The sequence below is a fragment of the Citrobacter sp. Cm046 genome (assembly GCF_030333065.1).
Lineage (GTDB): Bacteria > Pseudomonadota > Gammaproteobacteria > Enterobacterales > Enterobacteriaceae > Citrobacter > Citrobacter murliniae.
This window is the reverse complement of the sequence record NZ_JAOWGP010000043.1, coordinates 423962-440697: the sequence shown is the minus strand read 5'-3', so window position 1 is coordinate 440697 and position 16736 is coordinate 423962. Positions and strand designations below refer to the sequence as shown.

15 protein-coding genes and 1 pseudogene are annotated in these 16736 nt (G+C 51.0%); 9 read left to right on the top strand and 7 right to left on the bottom strand.

The genetic code is table 11. The features are described from left to right. Positions 1-124: 124 nt before the first annotated feature. From ppk1 to purM, 3 genes and pseudogenes are all read right to left on the bottom strand, one after another. Positions 125-2188: pseudogene (ppk1, locus tag OGX98_RS17870) on the bottom strand (polyphosphate kinase 1); the annotation flags it as partial. Between the two features lie 209 nt (positions 2189-2397). After that, positions 2398-3039: a phosphoribosylglycinamide formyltransferase gene (gene purN / locus OGX98_RS17865; protein ID WP_045446086.1), complete on the bottom strand. Its 642-nt coding sequence runs from the start codon at positions 3037-3039 to the stop codon at positions 2398-2400. Further along, positions 3036-4073, bottom strand: coding sequence for a phosphoribosylformylglycinamidine cyclo-ligase (purM, locus tag OGX98_RS17860; RefSeq protein WP_045446083.1), 1038 nt, complete (start codon positions 4071-4073; stop codon positions 3036-3038). Before purM ends, purN begins: the two co-directional genes overlap by 4 nt. Before the next feature lie 442 nt (positions 4074-4515). Between purM and upp the strand changes: the two genes are divergently transcribed. The 3 genes from upp to OGX98_RS17845 all read left to right on the top strand — a co-directional run bounded on the left by upp (position 4516) and on the right by OGX98_RS17845 (position 7328). Next, positions 4516-5142, top strand: coding sequence for a uracil phosphoribosyltransferase (gene upp / locus OGX98_RS17855; protein ID WP_045446080.1), 627 nt, complete (start codon positions 4516-4518; stop codon positions 5140-5142). Between the two features lie 96 nt (positions 5143-5238). Beyond that, positions 5239-6531, top strand: a complete 1293-nt coding sequence (gene uraA / locus OGX98_RS17850) for a uracil permease (protein WP_045446077.1) — start codon at positions 5239-5241, stop codon at positions 6529-6531. A gap of 95 nt (positions 6532-6626) precedes the next feature. Further along, on the top strand, positions 6627-7328 hold the full coding sequence (locus OGX98_RS17845; RefSeq protein WP_223307030.1) for a DnaA inactivator Hda: 702 nt from the start codon (positions 6627-6629) through the stop codon (positions 7326-7328). A 36-nt stretch (positions 7329-7364) separates the two neighbouring features. Here the strand turns inward: OGX98_RS17845 and arsC are convergent, their stop codons facing one another. Then, positions 7365-7724 (bottom strand): arsenate reductase (glutaredoxin), encoded by a 360-nt coding sequence (arsC, locus tag OGX98_RS17840; protein ID WP_045446071.1) that lies wholly within the window; start codon positions 7722-7724, stop codon positions 7365-7367. A gap of 12 nt (positions 7725-7736) precedes the next feature. Continuing rightward, positions 7737-9200, bottom strand: coding sequence for a beta-barrel assembly-enhancing protease (bepA, locus tag OGX98_RS17835; RefSeq protein ID WP_225761257.1), 1464 nt, complete (start codon positions 9198-9200; stop codon positions 7737-7739). 225 nt (positions 9201-9425) lie between these two features. Here bepA and OGX98_RS17830 point away from each other — a divergent pair, with 225 nt between their 5' ends. Then, positions 9426-10490: an AI-2E family transporter gene (locus OGX98_RS17830; RefSeq protein ID WP_045446065.1), complete on the top strand. Its 1065-nt coding sequence runs from the start codon at positions 9426-9428 to the stop codon at positions 10488-10490. Positions 10491-10574: 84 nt separating this feature from the next. After that, positions 10575-11738: a beta-aspartyl-peptidase gene (iadA, locus tag OGX98_RS17825; RefSeq protein ID WP_048220839.1), complete on the top strand. Its 1164-nt coding sequence runs from the start codon at positions 10575-10577 to the stop codon at positions 11736-11738. Positions 11739-11790: 52 nt separating this feature from the next. On the opposite strand, the gene bcp is transcribed toward iadA, so the two are convergent. Both bcp and OGX98_RS17815 read right to left on the bottom strand, forming a co-directional pair. After that, the gene (gene bcp / locus OGX98_RS17820) at positions 11791-12261 is read right to left on the bottom strand and encodes a thioredoxin-dependent thiol peroxidase (protein ID WP_006683508.1); all 471 of its coding nucleotides are present in this window, start codon (positions 12259-12261) and stop codon (positions 11791-11793) included. Further along, the gene (locus OGX98_RS17815; RefSeq protein WP_197086121.1) at positions 12261-12833 is read right to left on the bottom strand and encodes a glycine cleavage system transcriptional repressor; all 573 of its coding nucleotides are present in this window, start codon (positions 12831-12833) and stop codon (positions 12261-12263) included. Before OGX98_RS17815 ends, bcp begins: the two co-directional genes overlap by 1 nt. 145 nt (positions 12834-12978) lie before the next feature. Between OGX98_RS17815 and dapA the strand changes: the two genes are divergently transcribed. The 4 genes from dapA (at position 12979) to ypfJ (ending at position 16727) form a co-directional block, all read left to right on the top strand. Beyond that, entirely contained in the window at positions 12979-13857 is an 879-nt protein-coding gene (gene dapA / locus OGX98_RS17810; RefSeq protein ID WP_045446056.1) for a 4-hydroxy-tetrahydrodipicolinate synthase, read from the top strand. Positions 13858-13873: 16 nt separating this feature from the next. Then, positions 13874-14908 (top strand): outer membrane protein assembly factor BamC, encoded by a 1035-nt coding sequence (gene bamC, locus OGX98_RS17805; RefSeq protein WP_045446053.1) that lies wholly within the window; start codon positions 13874-13876, stop codon positions 14906-14908. 110 nt (positions 14909-15018) lie between these two features. Beyond that, positions 15019-15732, top strand: a complete 714-nt coding sequence (purC, locus tag OGX98_RS17800) for a phosphoribosylaminoimidazolesuccinocarboxamide synthase (RefSeq protein ID WP_045446050.1) — start codon at positions 15019-15021, stop codon at positions 15730-15732. Positions 15733-15860: 128 nt separating this feature from the next. Further along, entirely contained in the window at positions 15861-16727 is an 867-nt protein-coding gene (gene ypfJ / locus OGX98_RS17795; RefSeq protein ID WP_045446047.1) for a KPN_02809 family neutral zinc metallopeptidase, read from the top strand. The last annotated feature ends 9 nt before the right edge of the window (positions 16728-16736 follow it).

Genomic DNA, 16736 nt, shown 5'->3' with positions numbered 1-16736 from the left:
ATCCGTCATACTTCAAGTTGTGTTTGTGTTGGCTGCTTTCGTACACCCCAGTCACTTACCGGCGTAAGCTCCCGGGGACTCTCTCATTTGCCGCCTTCCCACAACTTGAATTATTTAGGCTAGTGTCAGGTTGCTCGAGTGATTTGATGTAGTCATAAATCGCCAATTGTGACTGAACCTTACGGCGGTTTCCACGTGGCACGTAGCGATTACTCAGTTCTTTATCAATGTAACGGGCTTTCACCGTATCGCTGAACAGGATCTCTATAATATCCAGCACGCGTTGCTTAAGGCGTGGATCGAGAAGCGGTGTGGCAACTTCGATACGATAATCGATGTTTCTCGTCATCCAGTCTGCGGAGGAGAGGTAAACCTGTTTATCACCGCCGTTTTCGAATATATAGACCCGGTCGTGTTCAAGGTAGCGGTCAACGATACTGATGACGCGAATATTGTCACTGATACCTTCCAGATTCGGGATCAGGGAGCACATACCGCGGATCAACAAATTGACCTGCACACCTGAGCCTGATGCCGCATAGAGGCGGTCAACCAGGCCTTTATCAACCAGGTTATTCAGTTTTAACGTGATGCCGGAAGGCTTACCTTGCTGTGCATTGGCAATCTCTTTATCGATCATTCCGTACAGCAGACGTCGTGAGTTTTGCGGGGAAACCAGCAGGTAATCGAAAGTTACCGGACGATACGGATTTTCAATAAAGTTAAATACCCGGCGGACTTCGTTGGTAATGCGCGAATCGGCAGTCAGTAAAGAGTAGTCGGTATACAATCGTGCCGTTTTTTCGTTGAAGTTACCCGTCCCGATATGCGCGTAGCGCACGACTTCATCGCCTTCTTTACGTGAGATCAGGAATAGCTTGGCGTGAATTTTCAGCCCTGGCGCGGAGAAGATAACATGTACGCCTGCTTCGGTAAGACGCTTGGCCCAGTGAATGTTAGCTTCTTCATCAAAACGCGCCTGCAATTCCACCACCACGGTGACTTTTTTACTGTTGTGAGCGGCATGAATCATCGCGTCGATGATGCGAGAGTCTTTTGCCACGCGATAGATGTTAATTTTTATCGCCAGCACGCTCGGGTCGAAGGAGGCCTGTCGCAGTAATTCAAGTACGTGCTCAAAAGTGTGGTACGGATAATAAAGCAGAACATCGCGTTCACGGATCGCGTCAAAGCCGTTACGAAATTTCTCGTTATCAAACCAGATATGGCGCAGCCGGGGCAGCGGTTTGTTCACCAGATTGGCTTTGCCAACGTTAGGGAAGTTAATAAAGTCTTTGAAGTTATGGTAACGACCACCGGGAACTATCGAGTCATAGCGAGAAATGGTCAGTTTTTCACGCAGAACCTCAACCAGCGCATTCGGCATATCGCGTTGATACACAAAGCGCACGGGTTCTGCGGTCAGACGCTGCTTCAGACTGGATGACATGAGTTCCATCAGGCTGGATTCCATCTCGTGCACCAAATCGTATTCGGCATCGCGGGTCATTTTCATCGAATAGGCATTCAGCGCATCGTAATCAAAGAACCCTTTGAAAATATCATCCAAGCAATAACGTAAGATGTTATCCAGCAAAATCATTGGTTTGCGGCGGCGCGGCGTTTCCGGCGGCAAATTCACAAAGCGGGGAACCTTGTCGGACGGAATTTCCAGCAGAGCATAACGAATGGTATCGCCGCGAATAATCTCCACGGCCAGATAGGTATAGTCGTCTTTCAAAAACTGAACTAAATCTGTCTCGCGGTTAATCAGGATCGGCGTGATGTGCTGGCGCAGGTATTGCTTGAAGTAATGGCGTAACCAGCTCTGTTGATTCACTGATAACTGGCGTTCATTGATTAAGAAGATCTGGTTGCGTGCCATCTCCAGCAGTAATTCATTGTACAGGCCGTCAAATTCCTGATCGGCTTTCAATACGCGGGCCTGGATTTTGCCTAACAGATGGCGGGAGTGGGAGTTTGAACCCTGTTCTTCGCTAATAATGATACGGCGCTTCAGTTCGGCAAAACGAACTTTGTAAAACTCGTCAAGATTATTGGAATAGATGCCTAAGAAACGCATCCGTTCAATCAACGGGTTTGATTTATCAGCAGCTTCCTGGAGTACACGTTCATTGAACGCTAACCAGCTGAGTTCTTTCTCGATGTATAGCTTTTCCTGACCCATTACCACTTTTACTCCGTTTCATTCACGGGACACTACCGATTTATTATGGCGAGCTTTGCTCTCAGATGTCCAACTGTGCCAGAAAAGTATGACAATAAACCGTCTGGTAGCAAAGAGAAAGGGGAAGAGTAGATGCGCCATCGGGCAAGCTGGGGCTTCATGGCCGGATGGTGACATCATTGCGTCCTATCCGGCCATGTGAGGGACTTTTATTCGTCAGCGGCATAGCCTTGTGGTGAAAGGCGATTGCCGTCCAGCCAGGCCGCGTTATCGCGCATTTTCAGGCGACCGTCGGTAAACCAGCTCACCACCAGCGGATAAATGGCGTGTTCCTGCGCCTGAACGCGGGCAGTAACATCATCTTCGCTGTCACCGTCAAAAACCGGAACCTTCGCTTGCAGAATAACCGGGCCACCGTCGAGTTCATCGGTCACGAAATGAACGGAGGTTCCATGTTCTTCATCACCGTTTTCCAGCACCTGACGGTGGGTATGCAGGCCGGGATATTTAGGTAACAGGGAAGGGTGGATATTGAGTAAGCGTCCGGCATAGTGGTCGACAAATGCCGGGCTGAGGATGCGCATATATCCGGCCAGCACCACCACATCCGGTGCATAAGCATCTATCTCTTTTATCAGTTCCCGATCGAATGCTTCTCGGCTGGCAAACTGGCCTGCTTCCAGCGAATGTGCCGGAATAGTTGCCTCTCGTGCACGTTCAAGGCCGAACGCGTCGGCCTTGTTACTAAATACTGCACGTATGGTGCCATTGATTTTTTTCTGTTTGCAGGCGTCAATTATCGCCTGCAAATTGCTTCCGTTGCCGGAAATGAGCACCACGATGTTTTTCATTCAATAACCACACGCTGTTCGGAATCAGAAGCTTTGATGATACCGATTCTCCAAGCGTTTTCACCTTTCTCATTCAGCAGGGCGAGTGCTTTTTCCACTTCAGTTTCCGGCAAGGCAATGACCATACCTACGCCGCAGTTGAAGGTACGATACATCTCGTGCTGGCTGACGTTACCTGCGGTTTGCAGCCAGTTGAAGACGGCTGGCCATTGCCATGAGGATTCGTCGATGACCGCCTGCGTGTTATCTGGCAGTACGCGCGGAATATTTTCCCAGAAACCGCCGCCGGTCAGGTGTGCGATAGCATGCACATCGACCTTCTCGATCAGTTCCAGAATGGATTTCACATAGATGCGTGTCGGCGCCAGTAAGTGGTCGGCCAGTGGTTTTCCTTCCAGTTCGGTCGTTTCCGGGTCACAACCGCTGACTTCCACGATTTTACGCACCAGGGAATAACCGTTGGAGTGTGGGCCGCTGGAGCCGAGTGCAATCAGCACATCGCCATCAGCTACTTTTGAACCGTCGATAATTTCTGATTTCTCTACTACCCCAACGCAGAAGCCGGCCACGTCGTAATCTTCGCCGTGATACATCCCCGGCATTTCAGCGGTTTCCCCGCCGACCAGCGCACAACCAGACTGCAGACATCCTTCAGCAATACCGTTAATCACGCTGGCAGCGGTATCCACATCCAGTTTGCCGGTAGCGTAGTAATCGAGGAAAAACAGCGGTTCAGCGCCCTGAACCACGAGGTCGTTAACGCACATCGCCACCAGGTCAATACCAATGGTGTCATGGCGTTTTAGATCCATTGCCAGACGCAGTTTTGTACCTACGCCATCAGTGCCGGAAACCAGTACAGGTTCACGATATTTTTGCGGCAATGCGCACAGCGCGCCGAAGCCACCCAATCCACCCATAACTTCCGGGCGACGAGTTTTCTTCACTACGCCTTTGATTCGATCAACCAGAGCATTACCTGCGTCAATATCAACACCGGCATCTTTATAGCTAAGAGAGGTTTTATCGGTCACTGCTTGGGTCCCCACGCGTTAACTTGCGGTAGCAATTAAATTCGGCGCAATTCTAACAGGGAAAGCAAACGTTTGCGAGCCTGCTCTGCAACGACTTTTTTCTGCTGTTTTTTTCAGCGTTTGACCTTTTCAATAGCACAATAAACCGCAACCCGACGATGCTGGATACGTGTTAACGGGTGTGAGTCTGATGAACAATATTCAGAAAATCTTTTTTGTGGCTTCAATACGTCATACAGACCAGAAGATAATGCTTATATAATTCAATATATTGATACTATTTTCCGTCAAGACTGTGGCCTTGTTTTATACTCATCTCCCGAACGCAAATGACTTTGGTTGATCCATATCAAGCGTATGCAGTGTTGCGCCAGAGAGGAAAAGCGGTATAATCCGGCGATTTTTTTTGTGGTTGCCACTCGTCTGAGGAAAGGAGAAGAGTATGAAGATCGTGGAAGTCAAACACCCACTCGTCAAACACAAGCTGGGACTGATGCGTGAAAATGACATCAGCACTAAACGCTTTCGTGAACTCGCCTCGGAAGTTGGCAGCCTGCTGACCTATGAAGCAACCGCTGGTCTGGAAACCGAAAAGGTAACCATCGAAGGCTGGAATGGCCCGGTTGAAGTAGACCAAATTAAAGGTAAAAAAATCACTGTTGTACCAATCCTGCGTGCGGGCTTGGGTATGATGGAAGGCGTACTGGAAAACGTTCCGAGTGCGCGTATCAGCGTAGTTGGCATGTACCGTAACGAAGAGACTCTGGAGCCGGTACCGTACTTCCAGAAGCTGGTTTCTAATATTGATGAGCGTATGGCGCTGATCGTCGATCCGATGCTGGCCACTGGCGGTTCCGTTATCGCCACCATCGACCTGCTGAAAAATGCGGGCTGCAGCAGCATTAAAGTACTGGTGCTGGTAGCCGCACCGGAAGGTATCGCGGCACTGGAAAAAGCGCACCCGGATGTTGAGCTATATACCGCATCTATCGACCAGGGGCTGAACGAGCAAGGATACATTATTCCGGGACTCGGCGATGCTGGCGATAAGATTTTTGGTACTAAGTAAATGAATAAATAAAAAGAAGCCGACTTTAAGAGTCGGCTTTTTTTTGAATAAAACAACCTAATCACTAATAACAAACAACACTCAGAGGAAAACACTATGACGCGCCGTGCTATCGGGGTGAGTGAAAGACCGCCGCTTTTACAGACGATCCCGCTTAGTTTGCAGCACCTGTTCGCCATGTTTGGTGCAACGGTACTGGTGCCTGTCCTGTTTCATATCAACCCGGCAACTGTCCTGCTGTTTAACGGTATTGGTACACTGCTGTATCTCTTCATTTGTAAAGGCAAAATTCCTGCCTATCTGGGGTCCAGCTTCGCGTTTATTTCTCCGGTATTGCTGTTGCTACCGCTTGGGTATGAAGTGGCGCTCGGTGGTTTTATTATGTGCGGCGTTCTGTTCTGCCTGGTTTCTTTCATCGTTAAGAAAGCAGGGACCGGCTGGCTGGATGTGATGTTCCCGCCTGCGGCCATGGGCGCAATCGTTGCCGTTATCGGTCTGGAACTGGCTGGCGTTGCAGCTGGTATGGCTGGTTTGCTTCCTGCAGAGGGGCAAATGCCAGATTCCAAAACAATTATTATCTCTATGGTAACGCTGGCGGTAACTGTTTTTGGTTCAGTACTGTTCCGTGGCTTTATGGCCATTATCCCCATTCTGATTGGTGTACTGGCGGGTTATGCGCTCTCCTTTGTGATGGGCGTTGTGGATACCACGCCGATTGCTCAGGCTCACTGGTTTGCTCTGCCGACCTTCTACACACCACGCTTTGAATGGGTTGCCATTCTGACCATCCTGCCTGCGGCACTGGTAGTTATTGCTGAACACGTAGGGCATTTGGTGGTAACGGCCAATATCGTGAAAAAAGATTTGATTCGCGATCCTGGACTGCATCGCTCGATGTTCGCCAACGGTCTGTCGACGGTGATCTCCGGTTTCTTTGGATCCACGCCTAACACCACTTACGGCGAAAACATCGGCGTGATGGCCATTACCCGTGTATACAGTACCTGGGTTATTGGCGGTGCGGCTATTTTTGCCATTCTGCTCTCCTGCGTCGGTAAACTGGCTGCCGCGATTCAGATTATCCCGCTACCGGTGATGGGCGGTGTGTCGCTGCTGCTGTACGGAGTTATCGGCGCATCTGGTATTCGCGTGTTGATCGAATCTAAAGTTGATTACAACAAAGCGCAAAACCTGATCCTAACGTCGGTTATTTTGATCATCGGCGTGAGTGGTGCAAAGGTTCACATTGGTGCCGCTGAACTGAAAGGGATGGCACTGGCGACCATTGTCGGCGTATGCCTGAGCCTGATCTTCAAAGCGATTAGCTTGCTGCGTCCGGAGGAAGTTGTCCTCGACGCCAAAGATGCAGAAGACACCCCGCAACACTAAGTCTTTGACCGGGCAGCGACGCTGCCCGGTTCTATCACGACGTATTTCTGTGGTAAACTCAACGCGATTTTATGAAATCCTGGGTTGAGGTATCTCTGAACACACCGGCACAGCTCTCTCTGCCACTTTATCTTCCTGACGATGAAACTTTCGCGAGTTTCTGGCCGGGGGATAACTCCTCTCTACTGGCTGCACTGCAAAACGTGCTGCGTCAGGAACATAGCGGGTATATCTATCTCTGGTCGCGCGAAGGCGCGGGCCGTAGCCATTTGCTGCATGCAGCATGCGCCGAGTTGTCTCAGCGCGGCGATGCGGTAGGTTATGTACCACTGGACAAACGTACCTGGTTCGTACCGGAAGTGCTTGACGGTATGGAGCATCTGTCACTGGTGTGTATTGATAACATCGAATGCGTTGCCGGGGATTCCCTGTGGGAAATGGCTATTTTTGATCTCTACAACCGTATTCTTGAGTCAGGGAAAACCCGGCTGCTGATCACCGGCGATCGCCCGCCAAGACAGCTGAATCTGGGACTACCGGATCTTGCTTCGCGCCTGGACTGGGGGCAAATCTATAAGTTGCAGCCGCTCTCGGATGAAGACAAGCTTCAGGCTTTGCAACTACGTGCCAGATTACGCGGGTTCGAACTTCCGGAAGATGTGGGGCGCTTTCTGTTAAAACGACTGGATCGGGAAATGCGCACTTTGTTTATGACACTTGATCAACTCGACCACGCATCGATCACCGCTCAGCGCAAATTAACTATTCCGTTCGTCAAAGAGATTTTAAAACTGTAAGCACCGCAACCGGAAAGGCTGCGGTGTTATTTGATGTTAATCGATGATTTCCAGTACTTGCTCCGGCGGACGACCAATTCTCGCCTGACCGTTTGCCACCACAATCGGGCGCTCCATCAATTTCGGGTTTTTCACCATCGCCTCAATCAACACATCTTCACTCAGACTACTGTCCGCCAGGTTAAGTGATTTGTAGAGATCTTCTTTCTGGCGCATTAATTCGCGAGCGCTGGACATTCCCAGCATCTGCAGCAGTTCACGCAGGGTTGCTGCGTCAGCAGGTGTCTCCAGATAAAGCACCACTTCCGGTTCTACACCGTTGGACTTCAGTAACTCCAGCGTTTCGCGGCTCTTTGAGCAGCGTGGGTTATGGTAGATTTTAATCGCGTCTGACATTGTGTTTTCCTGTTACATCTTCGTATACGGTTTAAAACGCTCTTGCAACTGGCGTAGCTGGTCGATACGGGCGTCATATCTGGCCTGTTGCTGGCTTCCCAGTTTCACCTGCGAGCTTGCGCTGCTGAGCATAGAGATGGCCTGGTCAAGACGCCCCGCCAGGGCATAGCCTTCCGCACGTGCCGCCAGCTCCTGATCGCGGTTATTCAAGGTAGCTTCCGTTTGTGCTAACAAATCCCAGCCGTTAGCGTCATCTTTATTGTTAAACGTATAACGATTGAGGATGGTTGCGGCCTCTTTGGCTTGTCCGCCCTGTAAATACGCATTCGCCAGATTAAGTTGCAATACCGGATTTACGCGCAGGTCGCGCGCATTTTTCAGGCGATTAATGGCATCGCTGGTTTTCTTCTGACCGAGATCGATATCCGTAGCCAGGTCGAGATACCAGGCATTGTTAGGGTCTGCAGCCAGCAGAGGCTGCAGCGCTTTACGCGCCTCGTCATATTTACTGGCTTCCATCGCCTGTAGCGCCCGACCATATTGTGCAGCCCGTTGTTCACGGACATTGCCTTTCGACCAGTTGTCCAGCAGGTCGCTGGTTAGCTGGTTGCGGCCAGAATTATACATCCCCAGGGTTCGTGCTTTTGCCAGATAAAAGTCTTCAGACGATTGCACCACGGCTGGACGCATCTGGTTAGCCCGGTTACGTGCATCCGCCAGACGACTTTCTGGCAGGGGGTGAGTCAGCAGAATTTCAGGTGGACGTGTGGAGTAACGAGCCTGGTCGAGCAGTTTCTCCAGGAACGTTGGCATTGCCTGCGGATCAAAACCTGAGCGCTGCAGTACCTGAATACCAATACGATCCGCTTCCTGTTCATTCTGTTGGGTGAAGCTGATCATCCCCTGACGCGTTCCCGCCAGGGTGCCGGTAAGGGCTGCCATCCCCGCCTGCGGACTGGCCATTGCTAATAAAATTGAACCCAGTGCGCCTACCCATGTCAGCGGGGCGGTACGTTTTTGATCTTCCATGGCGCGCGCCAGGTGGCGCTGCGTGACGTGAGAGATTTCGTGCGCCATTACCGAGGCCAGTTGGCTTTCGTTATCGGAATAGCGAAAGAGTGCGGAGTGCAGAACAACGTTGCCGCCAAAAAAAGCAAAGGCGTTAATTTCGTCGTTATTAATCAAAAAGAAATGGAACGGGGTTTTTACTGAGTCTGCGTGGGATACCAGGCGCATCCCCAGAGTATTAATATATTGGGTCAGCAGCGGGTCGTTAATTAACGGCGCACTGCCGCGCAGTTGGCGCACGTAATAGTCGCCCATCTGCATTTCCTGACCGATGGAGAGTGTGCTCCCTGCTGAGGTCCCCATATCGGGTAACGTGTCCGCAGTATCAGCAAATGCGGGCGCGACCTGACCGATAGTTAGTGCAGCAATGAGGGTAGCAACCAGGTTTTTTTTCAACTGCCTGAACATAACCTCTGTCCTGTATTCATGGAGATAGCCATTTTGACCCGTGCTGCGAAGTATCGTTCACACTCCGGCAGCATTCGGAGTGTAACTGCGAAATCCTGCGATGAACACCCAGGAAGAATGTCTTTTCACTTTGCGGAATGAGTCATAAAAAGCGAAGTCTTTTTTGTGACATTTCGATACAATTCGGGATCGCAATCCCGCTATTGAGGTTCATGGAAGGGTTTTATGCTCGAAATGCTGATGCAATGGTATCGCCGCCGCTTTAGCGACCCAGAGGCTATTGCCTTGTTGGTTATCCTGGTTGCCGGTTTTGGCATTCTTTTTTTCTTTAGCGGGCTGTTAGCACCGCTGCTGGTCGCGATTGTGCTGGCTTACCTGCTTGAATGGCCGACAGTGCGTCTGGAAAATATCGGCTGTTCCCGACCCTGGGCGACATCCATTGTGCTGGTGGTGTTTGTCGGTATCTTGCTACTGATGGCGTTCGTGGTGATGCCTGTCGCGTGGCAGCAGGGGATTTATCTGATACGTGATATGCCCGGCATGCTGAATAAGCTTTCTGACTTTGCCGCAACCTTACCACGACGTTATCCGGCGCTGATGGACGCTGGCATTATTGATGCGATGGCGGAGAATATGCGCTCGCGGATGCTCACGATGGGCGACTCGGTGGTGAAATATTCTGTGGCCTCCCTGGTCGGATTACTGACACTGGCGGTTTATCTGGTTCTCGTGCCGTTGATGGTGTTCTTCCTGGTGAAAGATAAAGGGCAGATGCTGAATGCTGTGCGTCGGGTGTTGCCGCGTAATCGCGGGCTGGCGGGGCAGGTCTGGAAAGAGATGAATCAGCAAATCACTAACTACATTCGTGGCAAAGTGCTCGAAATGGTGGTGGTGGGGGTTGCGACCTGGCTTGGCTTCCTGCTGTTTGGCCTCAACTATTCTCTGCTATTGGCGGTGCTGGTCGGGTTCTCAGTCCTGATCCCGTATATCGGCGCCTTTGTGGTGACGATTCCGGTGGTTGGTGTGGCACTGTTCCAGTTTGGTCTCGGGACCGAATTCTGGAGCTGTTTTGCCGTGTACCTGATAATCCAGGCGCTGGATGGCAATCTGCTGGTCCCTGTACTTTTCTCCGAGGCCGTAAATCTGCATCCGTTGGTGATTATTCTGTCAGTGGTTATTTTCGGCGGTCTGTGGGGCTTTTGGGGCGTATTCTTTGCTATTCCGCTGGCGACGCTAATTAAAGCGGTAGTTCATGCCTGGCCGGATGGTCAGACGATTGACGAATCCTAATCAGGATGCTGTAGCGGCGCAATGCCGCCGGGTATCCATATTCTCTATTTGAATTATGCAGGTTGCTGCATGACAAGGAAGGTTATGAACTGTTCAATTCTTAATCTGACGCTGTTCCAACGTGGACACGTTTACGCACCTGAAGATCTGGGACTACAGGATATACTGGTTTCTGATGGCAAAATTGTTGCTGTTGCGCCCACAATCGCTGCAGAAGATTTTCCTGGCTGCCAGTGTATCAATCTTGATGGTGCTATTGTTTGTCCGGGGTTTATCGATCAGCACGTCCATCTGATCGGTGGCGGCGGGGAAGCTGGGCCACATACCCGCACGCCGGAGGTGCGTCTGTCGCGCCTGGTTGAAGCAGGTATTACTTCGGTTGTGGGATTACTGGGAACTGACGGCATCACCCGCCACCCGGAGTCGCTGTTGGCTAAAACCCGAGCTCTGGAGTATGAAGGCATCAGCGCCTGGATGCTAACCGGCGCTTACTCTTTACCTTCGCCGACTATTACCGGCAGTATTGAACGCGATGTGGCATTGATCGATAAAGTGATTGGGGTTAAATGTGCAGTTTCCGACCATCGATCATCTGCCCCGAATACAGCAGTGCTGGCGAATATGGCGGCTCAGTCGCGCGTAGGTGGATTGCTGGGACAAAAACCAGGGATCAGCGTATTCCATATGGGTGACAGTCCGCGCATGCTGGAGCCGTTGTATGACATTTTGAACAGCAGTGATGTACCTGTCACCAAGCTGTTGCCAACGCATGTTAACCGTGCGGAGCCGCTGTTTCAGGCCGCGTTAGAGTATGCCCGCAAAGGCGGTTATATCGACATCACCAGCAGTATTGATGAGCCTGTCTCCCCGGCAATGGCTATTGCTACCGCGCTGCGCCATGAAGTTCCACTGTCACGTATTACCCTGAGTTCGGATGGTAATGGCAGCCAGCCGGAATTTGATGAACACGGTAATCTGACGGGGATTGGTGTAGCCGGATTCGAATCACTTGCTGATACGGTGCGCCAATTGGTGAAGGTTCATGCCATACCGTTGGAGCTGGCGCTACGTCCGCTGACACGCACAGTAGCGGAGTTCCTTGGGTTTGAGCATAAAGGACGTCTGGCGGTCGGATGTGATGCGGATATTCTGGTACTAAACGACGAGCTGGAAGTTTATCACCTCTGGGCGAAGGGGGTTGCGGTAGTGAGAGAGAAGAAAGCGTGCGTTAAAGGTACATTTGAGTAGATAGCGGTTGTGCCGGATGGCGGTGTAAAAGCCTAATCCGGCACAATGTACATCAGGCGTTTTCTTTCAACCAGTTCATGACCACATCGTGGTGATTGCTGGTTTTGAAATCATCAAACACGTGTTCGATTTTACCCTCGGCATCAATCAGGAAGCTGATGCGATGGATGCCATCGTAGGTTTTTCCCATAAACGATTTCTCACCCCAGACACCGAACTGCTCGCATACCTGATGATCTTCATCGGACAGGAGCGTGAAGTTAAGCACTTCTTTTTCAGCAAATCGGGAAAGCTTTTCAGGTTTATCGGTGCTGATCCCCAGGACTTCAACACCTGCTTTTTTTAACTGATCCATGTTATCGCGTAAGCCGCAGGCTTGCACGGTACAGCCCGGCGTCATGGCTTTCGGGTAGAAATAAACCAGAACACGCTGTCCCTGGAAGTCGGTTAAATTTACTTGTTCTCCGTCTTGGTCCGGCAAGCTAAATTTCGGTGCGATATCACCGGCTTTCAGTGGGTTCATTACTTAACTCCATCCTGTTCATCATGCTGTGAGTAATTGACGACGTTAATACTGCCTTGCGCATTGAGTTCTGTACAGAGTGCTTTAAAGGCATCCTCAATATTTGCCGAATCGTGTGACGCGGGACTATGTGCCGTGATTTGGATAAACAGTTGTGCAGACTTTCCGTTTTCAGCCGGTTGTGTGCGAGAAACCAGTTCCGCGATATTCATTTGGTGACTGTCAAAAAGTGCGGTAAAGCGTTCTATCAGATGGGGAGAGTCGGGGACATCGACCTGCACCCATACCGTGGCGGGCATCGCCGGACGGGGGCGAGCAGTCGTTCGCTTCATCACAATCAATAAATCCAGCTCTGCACCTTTCAACGGCAAGGTTGATTCAATCAGGGTTATGGCATTCCAGGTACCGGATAACAGCATAATAAAAGTAAACTCGTCACCCAGCATGGCCAGTCGGCTGTCTTCAATATTACAGCCACAACTGCTGACATGACGAGTGATGGTGTTCACAATTCCCGGGCGATCAGCACCCAGCGCAGTAATGACCAGATAGTGTTGCGATGACGGTGTCAAACCTGTTCTTCCTTTGAGAGGTGAGGTAATCATAAGGAAAGCATAAAAAAAACATGCATACAACAATCAGAAGGGCTATGGTCGCTTGCTTTTATTGTCGTACCAAACGTACCATTGAGACACTTGTTTGCACAGAGGATGGCCCATGTTCACGGGAAGTATTGTCGCGCTTATTACGCCGATGGATGAGAAAGGTAAAGTCTGCCGGTCGAGCCTGAAAAAACTGATTGATTATCATGTCGCCAGCGGCACCTCGGCGATCGTTTCGGTTGGCACCACCGGTGAGTCCGCCACGTTGAGTCATGATGAGCATGGCGACGTGGTAATGATGACGCTGGAGCTGGCCGATGGGCGTATTCCGGTGATTGCCGGAACCGGCGCCAATGCGACCGCAGAAGCCATTAGTCTGACGCAGCGTTTCAACGACAGTGGTATTGTCGGCTGCCTGACGGTGACGCCTTACTACAACCGCCCAACCCAGGAAGGCCTGTTCCAGCATTTCAAAGCCATCGCTGAACATACTGACCTGCCGCAAATTCTGTATAATGTGCCGTCCCGTACTGGCTGCGATATGCTGCCGGAAACCGTTGGTCGTCTGGCGAAAGTAAAAAATATTGTCGCTATCAAAGAGGCCACAGGGAACTTAAGTCGTGTTCACCAGATCAAAGAGCTGGTTTCAGACGATTTTATTCTGCTCAGCGGTGATGACGCGACCGGGCTGGACTTTATTCAGCTTGGTGGTCATGGCGTGATTTCTGTTACGTCTAACGTAGCGGCACGTGATATGGCTGAAATGTGCAAACTGGCGGCAGAAGGGCACTTTGCCGAGGCGCGGGTGATCAATCAGCGTCTGATGCCGTTACACAACAAACTATTTGTCGAACCCAATCCTATCCCGGTGAAATGGGCATGTAAGGAGTTGGGACTTGTGGCGACCGATACACTGCGTCTGCCGATGACGCCAATCACGGACAATGCTCGTGATATCGTCAAAGCGGCGCTTAAGCATGCCGGTTTGCTGTAAAGTTTAGGGAGATTTGATGGCTTACTCAGTACAAAAGTCGCGCCTGGCCAAGGTTGCGGGTGTTTCGCTTGTTATGTTGCTCGCGGCCTGTAGTTCTGATTCGCGCTATAAGCGCCAGGTGAGCGGTGACGAATCCTATCTGGAGGCTGCACCGCTTGCTGAGCTTCACGCGCCAGCTGGGATGATTCTGCCGATAACCGCAGGTGACTATAATATCCCGGTTACTAACGGCAGTGGTGCCGTAGGTAAAGCGCTGGATATTCGCCCACCGGCTCAGCCGTTAGCATTAGTCAGTGGCGCACGTACCCAGATTGCGGGTGATACGGCAACATTGTTGGTGGAAAATGGCCGTGCCAACACTCTGTGGCCGCAGGTTGTCAGCGTGATTCAGTCTAAAAATTACACTATCACCAAACGCGATGATGCCAGCCAGACGCTGACTACCGATTGGGTTGACTGGAACCGTCTGGATGAAGACGAACAGTACCGTGGACGTTATCAAATCTCGGTTAAACCGCAGGGCTATCAGCAAGCGGTGACGGTGAAACTGGTTAACCTCGAACAGGCCGGTAAGCCAGTAGCTGATGCGGCGTCAATGCAGCGCTATAGCGCTGAGATGATGAACGTCATTTCTGCGGGTCTGGATAAGAACGCCACCGATGCTGCGAATGCCGCGCAGAACCGCTCTGCAGCAACTATGGATGTCCAGAGTGCTGCCGATGACACCGGTTTACCGATGTTGGTCGTTCGTGGACCGTTCAACGTGGTGTGGCAACGTCTGCCGGCGGCTCTTGAGAAAGTGGGCATGAAAGTGACCGACAGCACCCGTTCTCAGGGCAGTTTCGCCGTGACCTACAAACCACTGTCTGACAGCGGTTGGCAGGAACTGGGCGCAACCGATCCGGGTCTGGTATCCGGTGACTACAAACTGCAGGTCGGTGATTTAGACAACCGCAGCAGTATGCAGTTTATCGATCCGAAGGGACACACCCTGACGCAAAGCCAGAACGACGCGCTGGTTGCCGTCTTCCAGGCAGCTTTTAGTAAGTAAAAATAAAGGGCTGGAGTAATCCAGCCTTTTTTTCTGATATGATACGCAAACGTGTGCGTCAGCAGAAAAGCGCAATATTTATCGTTAATTCACACCCAGGAGTAATAAAGATGCAAAAGCAAGCTGAGTTGTATCGTGGTAAAGCGAAGACCGTATACAGCACGGAAAACCCGGACCTGTTGGTGCTCGAATTCCGCAATGATACGTCAGCAGGGGATGGCGCGCGCATTGAACAGTTTGATCGTAAAGGTATGGTGAACAATAAATTCAACCATTTCATTATGACTAAGCTGGAAGAAGCGGGTATTCCTACCCAAATGGAGCGACTGCTTTCTGATACCGAATGTCTGGTGAAAAAACTGGAGATGGTACCGGTTGAGTGCGTGGTGCGTAACCGTGCGGCAGGTTCTCTGGTGAAGCGTTTAGGCGTTGAGGAAGGTATTGAACTGAATCCGCCTCTGTTTGATCTGTTCCTGAAAAATGATGCAATGCACGACCCGATGATTAACGATTCTTACTGCGAAACTTTTGGTTGGGTGAGCAAAGAGAATCTGGCACGTATGAAAGAGCTGACCTACAAGGCCAATGACGTGCTGAAGAAAATGTTTGATGACGCAGGCCTGATTCTGGTTGACTTCAAACTTGAGTTTGGCTTGTATAAAGGCGAAGTCGTTCTGGGTGATGAATTCTCTCCGGATGGTAGCCGCCTGTGGGATAAAGAAACCCTGGATAAAATGGATAAAGATCGCTTCCGCCAGAGTCTGGGCGGCCTGATCGAAGCCTATGAAGCCGTCGCGCATCGCCTGGGCGTGAAGTTAGACTGATCCCTCCTTCGAGCCGGCGATCGCTCACCGGCTCATCAATCATACCTATTTGATTACTGTTTCTTATGGTAATCCTGTTCCGAACCGCCTACGATCATCATCATAATGAATAAAAAGTTGAGGTGATTATGCGCTGGCAAGGGCGTCGTGAAAGTGACAATGTAGAAGACAGACGTAATAGCTCTGGTGGCGGTCCTTCTATGGGCGGGCCAGGTTTTCGTTTGCCAAGTGGTAAAGGCGGCATCATCCTGCTGATTGTGGTGCTCGTGGCAGGGTATTACGGCGTGGATCTCACCGGATTAATGACAGGCCAACCTGTTTCACAAGAACAATCAACGCGCTCCATCAGTCCCAACGATGATGAAGCAGCCAAATTTACCTCGGTGATTCTGGCGACAACGGAAGATACCTGGGGGCAGCAGTTTGAAAAAATGGGCCGTACCTATCAGCAACCCAGGCTGGTGATGTATCGTGGTTCCATGCGTACCGGTTGCGGAGTGGGTCAGTCCATTATGGGACCGTTTTATTGCCCGGCTGACGGTACTGTTTATATCGACCTCTCATTCTATGACGACATGAAAAATAAGCTGGGCGCTGATGGTGATTTTGCTCAGGGCTATGTCATTGCGCATGAAGTGGGTCACCATGTGCAGAAACTGCTGGGTATCGAGCCAAAGATTCGCCAGATGCAACAGAACGCCTCACAGGCTGAAGTGAATCGACTTTCCGTGCGTATGGAACTGCAGGCGGATTGCTTTGCCGGCGTCTGGGGGCACAGTATGCAACAGCAAGGTGTGCTGGAGTCAGGTGATCTGGAAGAAGCGTTGAACGCCGCACAGGCCATTGGCGACGATCGCCTGCAGCAGCAGGGGCAAGGACGGGTGGTGCCGGACAGCTTTACGCACGGGAGCTCTGAACAGCGTCTTACCTGGTTTAAGCGTGGCTTTGATAGCGGCGATCCGGCGCAATGCAATACCTTTGGTAAAGGCATGTAAGATATTGAG